At 42.4% G+C, this 18334-nt stretch carries 12 protein-coding genes; 9 read left to right on the plus strand and 3 right to left on the minus strand.

The genetic code is table 11. From position 1 onward, the window contains the following. Window positions 1-442 precede the first annotated feature (442 nt). The 9 genes from HMPREF9304_RS06395 to glmM all read left to right on the plus strand — a co-directional run bounded on the left by HMPREF9304_RS06395 (window position 443) and on the right by glmM (window position 16190). On the plus strand, window positions 443-1330 hold the full coding sequence (locus HMPREF9304_RS06395; RefSeq protein ID WP_036927564.1) for a homoserine O-succinyltransferase: 888 nt from the start codon (window positions 443-445) through the stop codon (window positions 1328-1330). 33 nt (window positions 1331-1363) lie between these two features. Next, entirely contained in the window at window positions 1364-3238 is a 1875-nt protein-coding gene (locus tag HMPREF9304_RS06400) for a peptidase U32 family protein (protein ID WP_036927545.1), read from the plus strand. A gap of 19 nt (window positions 3239-3257) precedes the next feature. Beyond that, window positions 3258-4265: a zinc ribbon domain-containing protein gene (locus HMPREF9304_RS06405; protein ID WP_036927566.1), complete on the plus strand. Its 1008-nt coding sequence runs from the start codon at window positions 3258-3260 to the stop codon at window positions 4263-4265. A 334-nt stretch (window positions 4266-4599) separates the two neighbouring features. Further along, a complete protein-coding gene (locus HMPREF9304_RS06410; RefSeq protein WP_036927547.1) occupies window positions 4600-9228 on the plus strand; it encodes a translocation/assembly module TamB domain-containing protein in 4629 nt (1542 codons plus the stop codon). Further along, window positions 9206-11584 carry a translocation and assembly module lipoprotein TamL gene (gene tamL / locus HMPREF9304_RS06415; RefSeq protein ID WP_036927549.1) on the plus strand — a complete coding sequence of 793 codons (2379 nt, stop codon included), beginning with the start codon at window positions 9206-9208 and terminating at the stop codon, window positions 11582-11584. Before HMPREF9304_RS06410 ends, tamL begins: the two co-directional genes overlap by 23 nt. 297 nt (window positions 11585-11881) lie before the next feature. Next, window positions 11882-12793, plus strand: a complete 912-nt coding sequence (locus HMPREF9304_RS06420) for a glycosyltransferase family protein (RefSeq protein ID WP_036927550.1) — start codon at window positions 11882-11884, stop codon at window positions 12791-12793. A gap of 167 nt (window positions 12794-12960) precedes the next feature. Beyond that, window positions 12961-14001 (plus strand): DHH family phosphoesterase, encoded by a 1041-nt coding sequence (locus HMPREF9304_RS06425; protein WP_036927552.1) that lies wholly within the window; start codon window positions 12961-12963, stop codon window positions 13999-14001. Window positions 14002-14117: 116 nt separating this feature from the next. Continuing rightward, on the plus strand, window positions 14118-14756 hold the full coding sequence (gene bamK / locus HMPREF9304_RS06430; protein ID WP_036927554.1) for a BamK family beta-barrel-assembly machinery protein: 639 nt from the start codon (window positions 14118-14120) through the stop codon (window positions 14754-14756). Window positions 14757-14807: 51 nt separating this feature from the next. Beyond that, on the plus strand, window positions 14808-16190 hold the full coding sequence (gene glmM, locus HMPREF9304_RS06435) for a phosphoglucosamine mutase (protein ID WP_036927556.1): 1383 nt from the start codon (window positions 14808-14810) through the stop codon (window positions 16188-16190). Between the two features lie 137 nt (window positions 16191-16327). Here glmM and HMPREF9304_RS06440 read toward each other — a convergent pair whose 3' ends face one another. Genes HMPREF9304_RS06440 through HMPREF9304_RS06450 form a run of 3 tightly spaced genes read right to left on the minus strand, consistent with a single transcriptional unit; the run spans window position 16328 to window position 18192 of the window. Continuing rightward, window positions 16328-16612, minus strand: a complete 285-nt coding sequence (locus HMPREF9304_RS06440) for a hypothetical protein (RefSeq protein WP_036927558.1) — start codon at window positions 16610-16612, stop codon at window positions 16328-16330. Window positions 16613-16625: 13 nt separating this feature from the next. Next, window positions 16626-17603 carry a tRNA epoxyqueuosine(34) reductase QueG gene (queG, locus tag HMPREF9304_RS06445; protein WP_036927559.1) on the minus strand — a complete coding sequence of 326 codons (978 nt, stop codon included), beginning with the start codon at window positions 17601-17603 and terminating at the stop codon, window positions 16626-16628. Beyond that, window positions 17581-18192: a polysaccharide deacetylase family protein gene (locus HMPREF9304_RS06450; RefSeq protein ID WP_036927562.1), complete on the minus strand. Its 612-nt coding sequence runs from the start codon at window positions 18190-18192 to the stop codon at window positions 17581-17583. The genes queG and HMPREF9304_RS06450 overlap by 23 nt, the downstream gene beginning before the upstream one ends. Window positions 18193-18334 lie beyond the last annotated feature (142 nt).

An 18334-nucleotide genomic window follows, 5' to 3' on the forward strand; every position in this document is an offset into this window, starting at 1 on the left:
CTTAAAGCATGCAAATTGCACGCTTATCTCAATGCTTTAATCGCCAAAAGGTGGTAAAAATAGGAAGAAAAAGAGCAGGGATAAACGTAACAAATTAAATAACAAGAGGTTATGAAACTTTCGCATAATTCGCGTATTTGCGACCAACTTTGCTGTTGGATGATTTCACGCGAGTTTTGAGAGGCACTTTGTAAAGAAAATTCAGCATTTATTCTCCTCATATACAGCATACCCACAATATTATAAATGCTGTTTTATGGGTGCTCTTCGTTGTAAAAATATGACTCTTCAATGGTAGAGTGATAGAGATGGTGTGCGATATTTAGCTGTTTTGAGAAAAAGAACGGTCGTAAATGAGTCTTTCTTTCCCCTTTTTTGTACCTTTGCATCGCAACCGCTTTACATGGTTGTCAATCGTTCATACTCTGTTATCATTGCGTGCATGTCGTTATATCTTCCATCCCATTTTCCAGCTATCGAACGCTTGAAATCTGAAAACATCTCGGTAGATGTTGCAGATTTCAGGGAGCAGCGCCTACATACTGTTCCTATCAAGATAGCCGTATTGAACTTGATGCCTACCAAGTTACAGACCGAAACCGATATTTTGCGGTTGCTGTCGGCATCACCTTTGGATATTGAAGTGGCGTGGATGAGGCTTCGGTCGCATACGCCAACGCATGTACCAGCGGCTCACATGGATGCTTACTATCATTATTTTGACGAATTGTCATCGCAGCCGTTCGATGGACTCATCGTCACTGGCGCACCTGTAGAGCATTTGAATTTTGAAGAAGTGGATTATTGGGACGAGCTGACGCAGATATTCTCGTGGGCGAGGGCTTCGCTCAAATCTACCTTATATATATGTTGGGCGGCGCAAGCTGGCTTGTATTTCCATGAAGGTATCAATAAATATGCGCTTCCGAAGAAAATGTTTGGCATCTTTCCTCAACGGGTGCTGCATCCTGAAGTACCCATTTTCCGTGGGTTTGATGATGTGTTCTGCATGCCGCACAGTCGCCATACCGAAATTAGAAAGGCGGATATAGTGCATTGCCATCAATTGGTGCTGTTGGCAGAGTCGGAAGAGAGTGGGGTGAGTATGTGTATGACGAAGGGCGGAAAGGAGTTCTTTATCACGGGACATTTGGAGTATGCGCCCCGTACACTCGACCAAGAATACCTGCGAGACTTAGGAAAACGCAACGATGTGGAACTGCCCAAGCATTATTACTTGGACGATGACCCTGCAAAGAGTCCTGTTGTTACGTGGCGAGCACATGCTCATTTGTTATATATGAATTGGATCAACGAGTATCTGAGATAATTTTCAGCATACGTATCCATAAAAAGCAACATCATGCGAACGTTAGAACTCTTGGCTCCTGCCAAAAACTTGGAATGCGGAAAGGCTGCCATTGACCATGGTGCCGATGCCGTGTATATCGGCGCAATGAAGTTCGGAGCACGTGCATCGGTGGGCAATGATATTGATGACATCCGTGAGTTGTGTTTGTATGCCCACCAGTTTGGGGCAAAGGTGTATGTGACGGTGAATACAATTATCTATGAAACGGAGTTGGACGACACTAAAAATCTCTTGCGAGCATTGTGCAACGCCAAGGTAGATGCGCTGTTGGTGCAGGATATGGCAATATTGCAATTGTTGCCAAACGATGGGTCGTATGTGCCAGCACTACACGCCAGCACGCAAACAGACAACCGCACGGCGGAGAAAGTGGCTTGGTTGCAGAGCATAGGCTTTGAACGAGCAGTGTTGGCACGTGAACTCTCATTGCAAGAAATAAGGGAGATACACCAACAGGTGCCTGAAATGCAACTCGAAGCTTTTGTGCATGGGGCTTTGTGTGTGAGCTATTCGGGGCTTTGTTACGCTTCGCAGCACTGTTTTCACAGAAGTGCGAACCGAGGAACGTGTGCACAATTTTGTAGAATGAAGTTCGATTTAATAGATGCGAACGGTCAAGAAATTGTGCATCAGCGGCATCTTTTATCACTCAAAGATTTGAGTCAAATAGATGATTTGGAGAACTTGGCGGACGCAGGCGTGTGTTCATTTAAGATAGAAGGTAGGTTGAAGGATGTTGACTATGTAAAAAATGTGGTTGCTGCATATTCTCAGCGACTCAACAAGATGATAGAACGACGCTCGGGCGACTATCGAAGAGCCTCAATAGGGGAGGTGTCGTACACCTTTACACCTAATTTGAAGAAGACTTTTAACCGAGGATATACCAATTATTTCTTGCATCAGCGACAACCAGACATTTACTCTCCTCTTACACCTAAGGCATTGGGCGAGTATGTTGGCAAGGTAAAAGAGTTGTCGCATGGCTCTTTTAATGTAGCAGGTACAGCGAGTTTCGCTAATGGTGACGGTTTGTGTTTCATCAATGAAAGGGGAGAGTTGGAGGGATTTCGTGTGAATCGAGCAAAAGGCAACCGCCTTTATCCTTTGAAAATGCCAAGCCAATTGAAATCAGGCATGTCGTTGTATCGTAATAATGATGAGGCTTTTAACAAAATTCTATCAGGAAAAACGGCTGAACGTAAGATACCCATTTCGTTATCTCTGTCGATGTCTGACCACGGCTTGATGTTAAAAGCGAGTGGGAAAGGGCTTCGAGCGGTAAAAGAAGTGGTGGAAATAGAGGCTCAGTTTGCTCAAAAATCTCAGCGTGATAACATTTTACGTCAGTTGGCAAAGTTGGGAAACACTCCTTATGTGGCTACGCATATCGAATTGGATGAAGAGGTAGCGCGTTATTTTATTCCTTCGAGTGTCTTGGCAACCTTGCGCAGGCAGGTTATCGCACGACTTGAAATAGAACAGTCGGTTCCTTCTGCAGCACCAAAGACTATTGCGCGCAAGAACGCACGATTGACTTGGCAACCCGAATATCAAAAGTTTCCTTATATTTATAACATCTCCAATTCTGTTGCCAAATCCTTCTACAAGCGTCAAGGACTCACGATGATAGAAGACGCATACGAGGTGAACCCACAAAGCAAGTCGCAATCTACAGCGCAGCAGGCTGTGCTGATAATGCAGTGTCGCCACTGTTTACGTTATAGTTTGGGCTATTGTGTACGCAAGGGCGGTAAGAAACCCACATGGAAAGAGCCACTCAGACTCAGATTGGCAGACGGAAAGATGTTTAGATTGGAGTTTAAGTGTGACGAATGTCAAATGAACGTTTATGCAGATGAATAAGGGGAACGGATTTTTTGCCATGTTTCATCCAAGTTTTTACTTGAGAAAAATAGGACTCATAGGGCTACTTTGGGTAGTCATGTTGAGTTCGTGTTATCATCGACCCGCGCAAAAATCGGAAGCCTTGATACCTTTGAGTCAGGATCAAGTAGACTCTTTACACTTTTACTCATCGCATCATTACACCAACAACTATAATTTTATAGTGAAGAGTGATTCGCTTGTCTTGTTTGAACAACAGCCCGAAGAAGTGTTGTCAGGCTTGCTCGTGGATACATTGGTATTAAAACGCCATAGTCATGTGGTGGTGGCAGACATTCGTATGCTTCCCACAGACAGCGTAGATTCAGTGTGGGTGCAGCTTGCGAGCGACCAACATACCTTTGGATGGATTCATGAAACGCAACTCTTGCCGAATGTCGTCCCTGACGATCCTATTTCACAGTTCATCTCTACCTTCTCGGATACTCACTTACTTATATTCTTGATTGTTATTTCCTTGATAGCCATCGCCTACTGGATGCGTCGCCTGTTCCAAGAAAAAGCATGGATTGTACATTTTAAGGACATCCCTTCGTTCTATCCAACCTTGCTTTGTATCATGGTAGCTATTGCTTCTACCCTGTATGCCAGCATTCAAAATTTCGCTCCTGACATGTGGCGTCACTTTTATTATCATCCCACACTCAATCCATTTTCAGTACCCGGATTGTTAATGGTGTTTCTATGTATGGTTTGGGGAATGCTTATCGTGGGATTGGCAGCTGTGGACGATGTTCGTCATCGACTTCCTTTTACCGATGCTGTGATGTATTTAAGTGGGCTGTTGGCAGTATGTGCGGTCAATTATATTGTCTTTGGACTGACGACTTTGTATTATATTGGTTATCCATTGCTCCTACTATACGTTGTTTTTGCAGTTCGCCAATACCTTCACCATGCCCGCCCTCAATATGTTTGTGGTCATTGTGGGCAACCTATTCCAAGCAAAGGCAGATGCCCTCACTGTGGTGCATATAACGCATAGAGCCAAACTTGATAATTCATCATAAATAAGGATTGGAGCAAATAACTTTTTTAGCTACTTTTGCACCTAACAGATTGTTGAATATTTAAGTAAGAATTCGTTAGGTAAAAAGGTTCTCGGATAGTTTTTCGAGAGCCTTTTTAAGCTTTTAATGATAGTCAATGGGAGACGATTTTTTACAAGAAAAAGTTGTTTGCACATTCGTCTTTGCTGTTAAAATCAAAAGTTTAGGATAAAAAGAGGATAGAAAATTCGGATTTTACATTAAAAAATGTTTACTTTGCAATAATATCGTGTGCCCGTTGAATGATACGACTCACTTGACAATGTATTTATGAAAAAAGCACTTATCTGGATTGTAAGCATCATAGGTATTCCTGCATTGCTTCTTACTCTCGTTGCAATCCTGCTCTATATGCCACCTGTACAGCAATGGTTGGTACAGCAAACGACCCGTTATGCTTCTAAGAAGTTGGGTTTAGAGGTGTCGATAGACAAGGTGAGGTTGGCATTTCCACTTGATTTAAGCATGGAGAATGTGCTTATTATCAGACCCAATGACTCCCTACCACAGATGAAGGACACGATTGGGTTTGCGCAACGAATGGTCGCAGACGTACAGTTGTTGCCTTTGTTCAAAAAGAAGGTGGAGATTGATGAGCTGAAGTTTGAAGGCTTACACCTCAACTCATCCGATTTTATTGCTGCAGCTCATGTTCGTGGCACTATCGGACAGTTGGCATTGGTCAGTCATGGAATAGACATTAGTGGTTCGGTTGTCAATGTTGATAAATTAGCTTTGGAAGATGCAAAGTTAGTGGTTACCTTGTCCGATACTGTTCCCGAAGATACCAGTCAGTCCAAATCAATTTGGAAAATAAATGTAGATGATTTACAAGTCCGTCACACGGATGTTACTGTTCATTTCCCAGGAGATACTCTACAAGTGCGAACATATCTTGGAAAAGCAAAGGTTTCCAAAGGTTTCTTTGACCTTGGAGAAGGAAATTATCAAGTAGGAAGGTTCGATTGGACAGATGGCGAGCTGAATTATGATAATAAATGGAAGGGCAGAACGAAAGGAATAGATTACAATCATCTCGCTTTAAGTAATATTGAGGTCGGTATAGATGCGCTTCAATATCATGGGTCAAAGCTCAAATTGAATGTCCGCCAAATGGCTTTTAAGGAGAAAAGTGGCTTTGATTTACAGAAGTTGTCTGGTGCATTGGCATTAGATTCTACAAAGCTGTATATGCGTCAGGTCAAGATGAGAACATCATCATCCAACTTATTGGCAGATGCTGACATGGATTTGAATAGCTTTGCGAATCAGAATCCAGGTAAGTTGAATTTGACACTTCATGCGTCTTTGGGCAAAAATGATTTGGTAAGATTCATGGGAAGCATTCCTGTGGATGTTCGAAAGCAATGGCCTCGCTCCCCTTTGGTGATAGATGGAAAGGTACAGGGCAACTTGCAACGAATGAATTTCCATGATTTACGGGTGAATTTGCCCACTGCTCTCAAAGCAAAGGCGACAGGTTATGTTGCCAATCTCAACGACATTGACCACTTGAAAGCTGATGCCATGTTGAATGTGAGCACAGGAAAGCTTGATTTTGTAAAAGCCTTTCTGAGTCCAGCAACCCGAAAGCGTGTCACCATTCCGCAGAATATTGACTTCAAAGGACATGTAGCAGTAAATGGTCAGCAATACACTTCTACCTTTAAGGCACAACAGGGAGGGGGCATCTTGAATGCTAACGTACAGTTGGATGCGTCGAAACAGAGTTATCAAGCGAAGCTTAATGCGAGTCGATTGCCGTTACAACATTTCCTTCCCAATCAAGGTTTACATCCTTTCACGGGGAAAATTGACTTGAAAGGGCATGGCTTTGATTTCTTGTCACCTAAGACTCAACTGATTGCCAAAGCTCAAATTGATAAATTTTCGTATGATAAATATCAGTTGGATGCGACGACTGCTGATGTAACTGTAAAGAATGGGCATGCGAAAGGATTGATACATAGCAATAATTCTTTTATGAGAGGCGACGTTAAGTTTGATGCGTTGACAAACTCGAGACATGTACAAGCCAATCTACAAACAGACTTACGGCATCTTGACTTGCATCGACTGATGGACGACTCACTTGTTGTAGGTCTGAAAAGCAAGTTAAACATCTCCACTGATTTCAACAACAATTATCGTATTGCTGGCGATATTGATGACCTCACCATCCTTGATAATGGGCGTCGTTACCATGCTGAACCCATCAATCTGAATGTCTTGACGCGACGAGATACGACAGATGTGAACTTCCAAACAGGAGATTTTCAATTGATGTTACAGAGTGGTTATGGGTATCAACGATTACTTAGCCACAGTAATGGCTTTATGAAGGAAGTGCAGCGACAGTTAAAGGAGAACTTGATTGATGAACCAAAGTTGCGAGCTCATTTGCCCAATGCTAATTTTCACCTCCATACAGGTAACAAAAATGTATTGGTCAACTTCATGCGAAAGTATGGTATCGAATTAAATCAAGCCTCGGTAGACTTCTTTTCATCGCCACATGAAGGCTTAGATGGACGGTTACTTATTGAAAAGCTATTGATTGATAGCATCCAGTTGGATACAGTGAACCTAACGTTGAATTTCAATGAGGAAGGTACTACATACGCTGCTCGAATCGAAAACAATGCTTTCAATCCCCAATATGTTTTCAAAGCCATAGCACAAGGCAACTTGAGTGAAAAAGGAACAAGTCTTCGTACAAAATTATTTGATGAACAAGGGCGTTTGGGCATCGCATTAGGTCTGTCGGCTGAGTTAGAGCCGAATGGAATACGCACCCATTTGGATAGCACCAAGCAAGTTATAGGTTATAAAGATTTTGACGTCAATCAAGATAACTATCTATTTATTGGTAAGAATAAGCGTATCTCTGCGCAAATGAGCCTACGCTCGAAAGACGGTACTGGCATACAGATATTGTCTAACGACGACCATGCAGATGTGTTGCAAGATGTTACGTTCTCTGTACATAAAGTTACTTTGCAAAATATCTTGAGTGCAATTCCTTATGTACCCAACATTGCTGGTACGCTAAATGGTGACTTCCACGTCATTCAAACCAAAGATCAATTGTCTATTTCTTCATCTGTCGGAGTGCAAAATATGTACTATGAGAAGAGTCCAATGGGCAATCTGAGTTCTGAATTCGTATATATGCCTAAGTCTGACGGCTCTCATTTCATCGATGGTGTGCTTTATAGTGAGGGACAAGAAGTAGCGAAGGTGTCCGGTACTTATGGTAAAAGGGATCGTTTAGACGCCAAACTCACTTTGGAACGACTGCCACTTCAGTTGGTAAATGGCTTTATTCCTGATAGGATTATTGGGTTGCGAGGCTATGCAGATGGCGATATCATGCTCACGGGTACGGCTTCGAAACCAGATATTGATGGTGAGGTGTTCTTGGATTCTTCTTATATTTTCAGTGAGCCTTATGGCATAGAGATGCGCTTTGCCAATGACCCAGTGAAGATAGCTCATAGCCAGTTAAAGTTTGAAAACTTTGAGTTGTTTGCCAATAACAATAGTCCTTTGAATATTTATGGAACGTTCGACTTCTCTAATTTAGATAAGATGATGCTCAACATTCGCATGAGAGCCCAAAACTTTGAAATCATTGATGCCAGAGAAAACCCACGTTCACAAGCCTATGGCAAAGCCTTCGTCGACTTCTTAGGTACGATGCGAGGTCCTGTTGATAACCTTCGCATGCGAGGTGTGCTGAATGTTTTAGGGACAACGGATATGACTTATGTGCTTAGAGACAGTGAATTGTCAACCGACAATCAGTTAGAAGAGCTGGTGAAATTCACCAATTTCAAAGATTCTGTCGTAGAAGTGGTTCAACGTCCTAAACTGAGAGGGTTTGATATGTCCTTAGCTACAACGATTGATGAGGCGGCACACATTGTTTGTATGCTCAATGCTGACCATACAAACTATATAGATTTGCAAGGAGGCGGTGAACTTCGAATGAATTATAATCCTGTAGATAATTTCCAACTGACAGGACGTTACACGCTAAATACAGGAGAAATGAAATACTCTCTGCCTGTCATACCCCTCAAAACGTTCGACATTCAAAACGGTAGTTATATAGAATTCTCGGGCGATCCCATGAATCCAAAGCTTCATATCACTGCTACTGAGGATATCAAGGCAACGGTGAACGCAGGAACTGGAGCGGGTAGAGTGGTGGACTTTGATTGTGGAGTGAAGTTGTCTCAAAACTTAGACAATCCTGGCATCGAATTTATCATCAATGCTCCAAATGATGTCACCATTCAAGACGAACTGAACACCATGACTGTGGAGGGCAGAGGTAAGGTCGCCATCACCATGTTGGTGTCAGGGATGTATCTCACTGATGGCAATATGGCTTCGTTCTCAATGAACAATGCCTTGAGTTCTTATCTCGAATCGCAAATCAATGACATTGCTGGGTCAGCCATGCGTTCCATGGGACTTGACTTGGGAATGAGCATTGACAATAGCACCACTGCCACAGGTGGTATACATACGGATTATAATTTCCGCTTTTCAAAACGCTTGTGGAACAACAGATTACGTGTGATTGTAGGTGGAAAGGTGTCGTCAGGAGAAGAGATAATGGCGGATAGAGATGAGTATTTCTTTGACAACGTGGAACTTGAATACCGTTTGAATCAGAATGCAAGTCAGTATCTCCGCCTGTTTTATAACAACAACACCTACGATTGGTTGGAAGGACTCATCGGGGAATATGGCGTAGGTTTCACATGGCGTCGTAAATTGGCACATTTCAAAGATATCTTTAGGTTCAAGAGTGATAAAAAAGTCTTTGACCCTATACAACCTCAAAAGAAAGATTCTATCCCAAATGAAATACAGAAAATGCAATAATTTTATTCTCTTATGCGCACTTCTATCATTGATAGTTACGGCATGTTCTACCACCAGCGCTATTCCTGATGGTGAACAACTCTTTACGGGACTGAAGAAAATAGAATTTGATGATGCTGAGAAGAGCGAACATGCAGAATACACCAAGTCTGAAATGGAGTCGGTATTGGCAACAGCTCCTACAGGTGCTTTTCTTGGCAGTAGTTATTACCGAACTCCATTCCCTGTAAGACTATGGATATGGAATGCACTGTCTCCAGACACCAGTGCCGTTAGTCGATGGTTAACACGTGCTTTTGGGTCAAGACCCAAGCTCTTGAGCCAAGTAAATCCAGCTCTTCGAAAGTCGGTAGGTGAACTCCAATTAAAGAAATTGGGTTATTTCCATGGGAAAGTAGACTATGAGATTGTGCCACAGAACCATCCCAAGAAAGCCAAAGTGGCATACCGTGTCCACATGGGACCGTTATGGCAATTGGACTCCATTCGCTATCTGAACTTTACACCCCATGCAGATAGCTTAATTCGGGCAACACATGAAGATGCGCTCATCAAGAAGGGAAGTCCCTTTAGTGTGCCAGCACTCGAGGCAGAGCGTCAACGTATCAGTCGTTTGTTGCGCAACAATGGTTATTATTATGCTAAACCAACCGATGCGTCTTATTTGGCAGATACCTTACAAGCACCTTGCAAGGTACAACTGCGTTATCAGCAAGCTGACAGTTTGGATGCAATGGTGAAACGTCAGTGGTATATTGGTAAGGTGAATGTGAATTTACGAAATGAGTTCACCGAAGAGCTGACCGATTCGCTCCAACAACGTATCTTTACTTTGCACTATCATGGAAGTAAAGCACCGCTACGTCCCGGAGTGATATATTCTGCTTTGAAGTTGCGTCCGGGACAGCTTTATAGCCTTTCTAACCAAGAGACGTCGAATGATTACATGCACGCAACAGGACTATTTAATTACAGTAGTTTCAAATTTACGCTCCGAAATCATTCGCCTCTGTGTGACACACTCGATGTAGATGTCGATTGTGTTTTTGACAAACGTTATAGTTTTTATGTCAATGCCAATGCCAAAGGAAAAACATCCAATCGTTTTGGCCCAGAACTGGTGTTGGGTTTCACTAAATTAAATGCCTTCCGAGGTGCAGAGAAGTTAGACATTAATTTGCATGGGTCGTATGAGTGGCAAACGGGGCATCATGCAGAAGGCTCCTCGTCTAAAATGAATTCGTACGAATATGGTGGAGATATTTCTGTTATCTTCCCACGAATGTTGACACCGAAGAATCTCTTTTGGACAGCTCAAAGGCGGTCTGTCCGAGATAGCCTGCGAATAGATGAAGGCAGAAGAATAAGAAAACGCCGTTTTTATGGGGTTCCAGTAACGATTTTAAGAATGTCGAATAACATCTTGAATCGTGCAGATTATTTCAAGCGGCATGTCATCTCTGGCGATTTAACCTATCAATTTAACACCTCACCTCAGTCTTATCATGAGTTTAGCCCACTGACGTTGTCCTATGAATACATGACCAGTCAGACAGACTCGTTTAGGGTTCTCTTGGACAAGAACCCATATTTGCAGATTTCTATGCGCGATCAGTTTGTGCCGAAGATGAGTTATTCTTATCAATATACCAGTCCTCGAGACTATCGTAGTCCTATTGCATGGAAGACCACTGTTAGCGAAGCCGCCAATATCCTCTCTCTTGGGTACATGGCTGCTGGTGAAAAATGGAATGAAAAGAATAAAAAGATGTTCAAAAACCCTTATGCTCAATTTGTCAAAGTAGAAACAGACTTTGTGAAATTGTGGCGTATCGGCGAAAATCATTCATTGGTAGGGCATATCAATGCGGGCGTTGTTTATAGTTATGGCAATGCTACAGAAGCGCCATATTATGAACAATTTTACGTGGGAGGTGCCAACAGTGTTCGTGCTTTCAATGTAAGAAGCATCGGACCAGGGAAATACAGACCCCAAAATAAGCGCATGTCGTATGTCGAACAAACTGGAGATGTGAAGTTCCAAACCAACCTTGAGTTCCGTCCTCACTTATTTGGTGATATTTATGGAGCCATTTTTTTAGATGCAGGCAATGTCTGGACGTTGCAAAAGTCGGACCAACGACCCGGTGGGAAACTACGATGGAAAAGCCTACTTACAGACATGGCGGTAGGAACAGGTTGTGGCATACGTTATGACATGAAGTTGTTTGTCATTCGTTTGGATTGGGGTATTGCAATTCATGTGCCTTACCATACAGAGCGTAAAGGCATTTATAACATCCCTTCGTTTAGGGACGGCAACAGTTTTCATCTCGCTATTGGCTATCCATTCTAATATTTTTGCGCATTCTCTCCAAGTCGTTGACTGGGAAAAGCGTTGGGGTATGAATCCAAAATAGACTGTTTTCTATGGCAAAACAGTCTGTTTTGGTGTGGAAAACAGTCTGTTTTACACCTTTGACCGATAGCGATAGAGAGACATCTCTCACAAATTAGTTGTTACGGAGCTTTCTATTTATCTGGTGAAATGTCTTCATTTGTGCAGGATTTTATTATCTTTGCATGACAAACAAATGCAGTAAACAATAGAATCATTCTACTGTCGATATTCTAACTCTAAAAATTATAAATAATGAAACCTACATTATTATTGCTTGCAGCTGGTATGGGTAGCCGTTATGGCGGTCTGAAACAATTAGACGGCTTAGGACCTAACGGTGAAACGATTATGGATTACTCCATTTATGATGCTATCAAGGCTGGCTTTGGGAAAATCGTTTTTGTGATCAGAAAAGACTTTGAAGACGATTTTAGACAGAAGGTGCTGTCTAAATACGAAGGACATATTCCCGCTGAAGTTTGCTTTCAGGCGATGGACAAGCTTCCAGAAGGCTTCACAGTTCCTGAAGGTCGTCAGAAACCTTGGGGTACTAACCATGCCGTGATGATGGCAAAAGGCTTGATACATGAACCATTCTGCGTGATTAACTGTGATGACTTCTACAATCGAGATGCCTATATGGTGATGGGAAAATTCCTTTCCGAACTGCCAGAAGGCTCAAAGAATCGATATTCAATGGTGGGCTTCCGTGTTGGTAACACACTCTCTGAAAATGGAACTGTGGCACGTGGCATTTGCTCGAAGGACAATGAAGGACATCTTACTGAGGTAGTAGAGCGTACCGAGATAATGCGTGTGGACGGAAAGGTTTGTTATAAGGATGAAGAAGGTAAGTGGGTTGCTGTAGAAGACAATACCCCTGTTTCGATGAATATGTGGGGTTTCACACCCGATTATTTTGAGTACAGCGACGAATACTTCAAGGAATTCTTGTCTGACGCAAAGAATATGGAAAATTTGAAGGCAGAGTTCTTCATTCCTTTAATGGTCAACAAGTTGATACATGAAGGCACTGCTACGGTAAAGGTGCTGGATACAACCAGCAAATGGTTTGGTGTGACCTACGCAGCTGACCGTCAGGCAACCGTTGACCGCATTCAAAAGTTAATTGAGGAGGGAGTATATCCCAATCGGTTGTTCTAAGTTTTATTAGTGATTGAGTTGTTGGGCTTGAAGTTTTCAATGCGTCCTTCTGACTAAGTTCACGATACCAACGTAAATAGTTACATCAAGAGCGCAGCCATTGGCGAGTGTTTTGACTCGTTAACAAAAAACTTGAAACTCAACAACTCAACAACACTTTCGTTGATATGAATATTGACATTCTTGCTCCAGCAGCGTTGAAGTTGTTGCAGCAACTGATTTCTGATGCACAACACATTGTTATCTGTGGGCATAAGTCGCCAGATGGCGATGCTTTGGGTTCGTCTTTGGCTTGGTGTGATTATTTAACAAATCAATGTGGTAAGCAAGCTACGGTAGTAGTGCCAGACGCTTATCCCGATTTTCTGCAATGGCTTCCCAATAGTCATCGTGTGATTCGGTATGACAAGCATCCCGAAGAAGTAAAGGAATTGTTTGAGAAAGCCCATCTGGTGTTTTGCCTTGACTTCGGCGCAACCAATAGAGTGGATGAAATGCAAGCAGTGTTAGATGCCTGTACTGCACCACGTGTAATGATAGATCATCACACAAATCCCGATATGGAAACGGTACTGTCGTTGTCGGAAACCACCGCTTGCAGTACCAGTGAGCTGATTTTTAGATTGATTTGGCAGCTGGGAGGATTCGAGTTGATGAGTCGTGACTGTGCCATAGCGATATATTGCGGTATGATGACCGATACTGGAGGCTTTACATACAACTCCTCACACCCCGAAATCTTCTTTATTATCAGTCAGTTGTTGACAAAAGGTTTTGACAAAGATAAGATATATCGCAACGTATTCAATAACTACAGTCAGTGGGCTATACGTCTTCGGGGCTATATCATGTTTCAGAAATTGAACGTGTTTGAAGATTATCATGCGTCTTATTTTGCCATTTCACGACAAGAAATGCGTGATTTTCATTTCATCAAGGGCGATGCCGAAGGCTTGGTGAACATGCCTCTTTCGATAAAAGGAATGAAATTGTCTATTTCTCTACGCGAAGATGACCGTCGAGAGCAGTTGGTGTGGGTGAGTTTGCGGTCGGTAGACGACTTTCCATGTAATGAGATGGCAGCACTTTATTTTAATGGAGGTGGGCATGTCAATGCCAGTGGCGGGCGTTTACATTGCTCGTTAAGTGAGGCAGAAGAAGTGGTGAGACAAGCGATTACGCATTTTGAGGATTTATTGAAGCGTTAGTAAAGTGATGGAAGCGTGCTTCTCACACCGTCAATATTCCTTAAAAGGAAAGCGTATTCCTTTGTCCTTTTGTCGAGTTTGCTTATATTTGCACATTAATTATAGATGATTAAATCATGAAGAAAATAGTTTTTTCCCTCATAACCATTCTTTCCGTTTGCTTTTTTGCATCATGTAGAGACCGCCAAACCTATGCAGACCAAAAAGAAGCAGAGCGCAGTGCCATCAATAAGTTTATTGCTGATTCGGCTGTAAAGGTGATTTCAGAAACGACATTTGCCTCACAGGATTATACTACAAATGTAGCGCAAAATGAGTATGTGCTGTTGAGTAGTACCGGTGTGTATATGCAAATTCGGCGTAAAGGAACGGGTGAGAAAATTAAGAATGGTGAGACAGCGAATGTGTTGTGTCGTTTTACAGAACGTAATCTGATGACAGATTCTGTTCAACTATCCAACCAAGGTCCCTATTATTCAGCGATTGTAGATAAGATGATGGTGCGTAATACCAGCGGAACCTTTACGGCATCTTTTGTGAAAGGGGAGAGTTTGATGGCTTTAGCTTATCGTAGCACAGAAGTTCCATCAGGGTTATTAGTTCCATTTTCATACATTCGTTTGGGAAGACCAGCACATGATGGTGACGAGATTGCACGTGTACGCCTAATTGTGCCACACTCCAGTAACCATTCGTATGCTCGACAAAGTGTATATCCTTGTCTATACGATATTACCTACCAGCGAGGTAAGTAACGTGTAGCGGGTGTCTTAAACCGTAAAAGTTTACTCTAAAATATAAAAACCATGACATTAATTAAGTCTATTTCTGGTATTCGAGGAACGATTGGAGGACGTTCTGGCGACACGCTGAACCCTCTGGACATCGTTAAGTTTACATCTGCTTACGCAACTTTCATACGTCGGAGCGGAAAGTCGGATAGCCAAACAATTGTAGTAGGACGTGATGCGCGCATTTCGGGTGAGATGGTGAAGAACATTGTGTGTGGAACATTAATGGGAATGGGCTATGACGTTATCAATATAGGATTGGCAACGACGCCAACTACCGAACTTGCAGTAAGAATGTCTCAATCGGCAGGAGGAATTATCATCACCGCAAGTCATAACCCAAGACAGTGGAATGCGCTGAAACTACTCAACCATGAGGGTGAATTCTTAACCAAGGCTAACGGCAACGAGGTGTTGGATATTGCTGAAAAAGAAGATTTTGAATACGCTGATGTCGACCATTTGGGTAAGTACACAGAAGATAATTCTTATGATCAGCGGCATATTGACGATGTTTTAGGACTCAAACTCGTGGATTTGCCTGCTATCAAAAATGCAAAATTCAATGTAGTGGTGGATAGTATCAACAGCGTAGGTGGCATCATTCTGCCCAAGTTGTTGGATGCACTGGGTGTTCAATACACGTTTCTTAACGGTGAACCCACGGGTGATTTTGCGCACAATCCAGAGCCATTGGCTAAAAACCTTGGTGGTATCATGAGCGAGATGGCAAGCGGGAAATACGACTTAGGTATCGTAGTGGACCCCGATGTTGACCGTTTGGCATTTATTTGCGAAGACGGAACCATGTTCGGTGAGGAGTACACGCTGGTAAGTGTGGCAGACTATGTGTTGAGTCATACCCCCGGTAATACGGTTTCTAACTTGAGTTCTACACGTGCATTGCGTGATATTACAGAGAAACACGGAGGTAAATACGTTGCCTCTGCGGTTGGAGAAGTGAATGTAACCACCAAAATGAAAGAGGTTAATGCTGTTATTGGTGGTGAAGGCAATGGGGGAGTGATATATCCTGAAAGCCATTATGGTAGAGATGCCTTGGTGGGTATTGCTTTGTTCTTGTCTTCTTTGGCACATAAAGGTTGCAAAGTGAGCGAGCTTCGCAAGTCTTATCCCAACTACTGTATGGCGAAAAACCGTATTGACCTGACACCAGAGACTGATATCAGTGCTATCTTAGATCGTATCAAGGAGATGTATGCGGATGAGAAAGTGACGGATATAGACGGTGTAAAGATTGATTTCGCTGACAAGTGGGTTCACTTGAGAGCCAGCAATACCGAGCCAATCATTCGTGTTTACAGTGAGGCAGCAACGCAAGAAGAGGCAGAAGCATTGGGACAAAAACTCATGAACATTGTATATGAGATGCAATAAGGATTAACATTTTGCACTCATTCGAACCCATAACGTACACAAAAGCACCAGCGTCATACCATTGCACTGGTGCTTTTGTCCTTCTTATTCTGTCGTTCACCCCATTTTCTGACCTTTTCTTCTAAATGATTTGGTTGTTATTCGTTGTCAATGGTGGGTAAGTAGCCATCTAAGAGCAAAGAAAAATTAGTGCGATAAGCTGCTACCATTGCTTCATGCTCTGCCTTTTGAAAACACCTTTTAAATACTTTCGTTTGACTAAATGCAGGATATATTTGTTCATAATGTTCTAACAAAGCCTCTTTAACCTGTCGCTTGTTGGTCCTGTCTACGTGCTGTTTGGTAAGTATTTCAAGCGCATAGTGATGAAAAAAGATGGCAACCTCCTTTTCAATCGTATTGTGTGGTATTTCTTGTGACATGGTGTAGTGTGTTTTATTCTTTGTTTTTGTTCTTTGATAACGATGCAATGGCTCGGATATTACGCATCAGTCCTTCGTATTTGGCACGCTTTACCGCACTTTTTTTGAAGAGTTTTTGGTAGTTTTCCACAGATAAATTCATCCATTTGTCACGTGTCATTTCTAAAAGTTCCGTCTTTGGCTGCAATTCTGGCGTGTCATTAGGTTTTGAAAAGCGATTCCATGGGCATGCTCGTAAGCATCTGTCGCAGCCATAAAACATGTCACCCATATCCTTAGCTACATCCTCTGCCAGTTCTCCTCGGTTCTCTATGGTCTGGTAGGATAAACATTTATTGGCATCTAAAGATGAATCTAACTGAATTGCTCCCGACGGACAAGCCTCAATGCAAGCTCTACAATTGCCGCAATGGCTTTCCATGGGTGTGTCAAAGGTTAGCTCAATATCAAGGAAAAGCTCCCCTAAAAAGAACATACTCCCAGCCTTTGGAACAATGAGTTGATGATGCTTCCCCAACCAACCCAATCCTGCTTGCACAGCCCAATAACGTTCCAGTATGGGTGCAGAGTCACAAAACACGCGATAATGAATAGCATCACCGTCGTTGGTTGGATTATTGGGTGGGATTATCTCATGAAATCCAAAGTGTTGAGCAAGCTGTCTTAGCTTATTCTTAACAATATAATGATAATCTTGCCCATAAGCATAAGCAGCCAATTGCCATTCTTTTTCGGGCATGAATTGCGCAGGAGCGTAGTTAAGTGCAACACATACGATGCTTTTCACGCCTTCCATGAGCATTCGAGGGTCTAATCTTTTGTCGATGTTGTTGCGCATATAGTCCATACTTGCGCACTTTTCTTCTGCAATCCACTGCTTATACTGCGTGGCAGTCCATTCGTCAACGGCTTTAGCTTGTGCAATTCCACATTTTGTAAAGCCCAATTTTAGCGCTTCTTGTTTTATCTCAGTCGAAAGTTTTGAATTCATATCCTTGTTCTTTCAACCACTTTAGCGCTTCTGGTAGTGCATACTTTAGTTTTTCGATACTTTTCATAGAATCGTGGAAGGTAATGATTGACCCATTTCGAGCATAACGTTTAACGTTCTTAAGCACGTCTTCAGGTGTCATCCATTTAGAATAATCGCGCGTTACTAAGTCCCACATCACAATCTTATAACGCTTCGATAGCCACCAATATACCGACCATCGCATCCATCCATGCGGTGGACGAAACAGGTGTGCGTGTATTAATTCGTTCGCTTTCTCTGTATTGATGCCGTAAGTTAATGCCCAATGTTTGAACGACCCCATGTGGTTAAAGGTGTGATTGCCTACTTGGTGTCCCTCTTCAACGATGCGATTGTACAAATCATGGTATCGCAAAACATTCTCACCTACCATAAAGAAAGTTGCTTTGACATTATATTTGGCGAGCGTATCTAATATAAAAGGTGTTGATTCTGGCACAGGACCGTCATCGAAGGTAAGATAAACCGCATGTACTTTCTTATCCATTCGCCACAATGCATTGGGATATAACCAACGAAGCCATTTTGCAGGTTGCTCAATAAACATAAATGGATGTTTCTTTTTAACTATTAAAAAAGTGCCGAAAGTTTACTACAAATGGCTTTGTAGAACTTTCGGCAGCTTTAATTGTTATCTTCACTACTGTCCACGATAATCTTTTAACAATTTCTTGAAGCTCCTATAAATA

The sequence above is a fragment of the Hoylesella timonensis S9-PR14 genome, from assembly GCF_000762405.1.
GTDB lineage: Bacteria > Bacteroidota > Bacteroidia > Bacteroidales > Bacteroidaceae > Prevotella > Prevotella timonensis_A.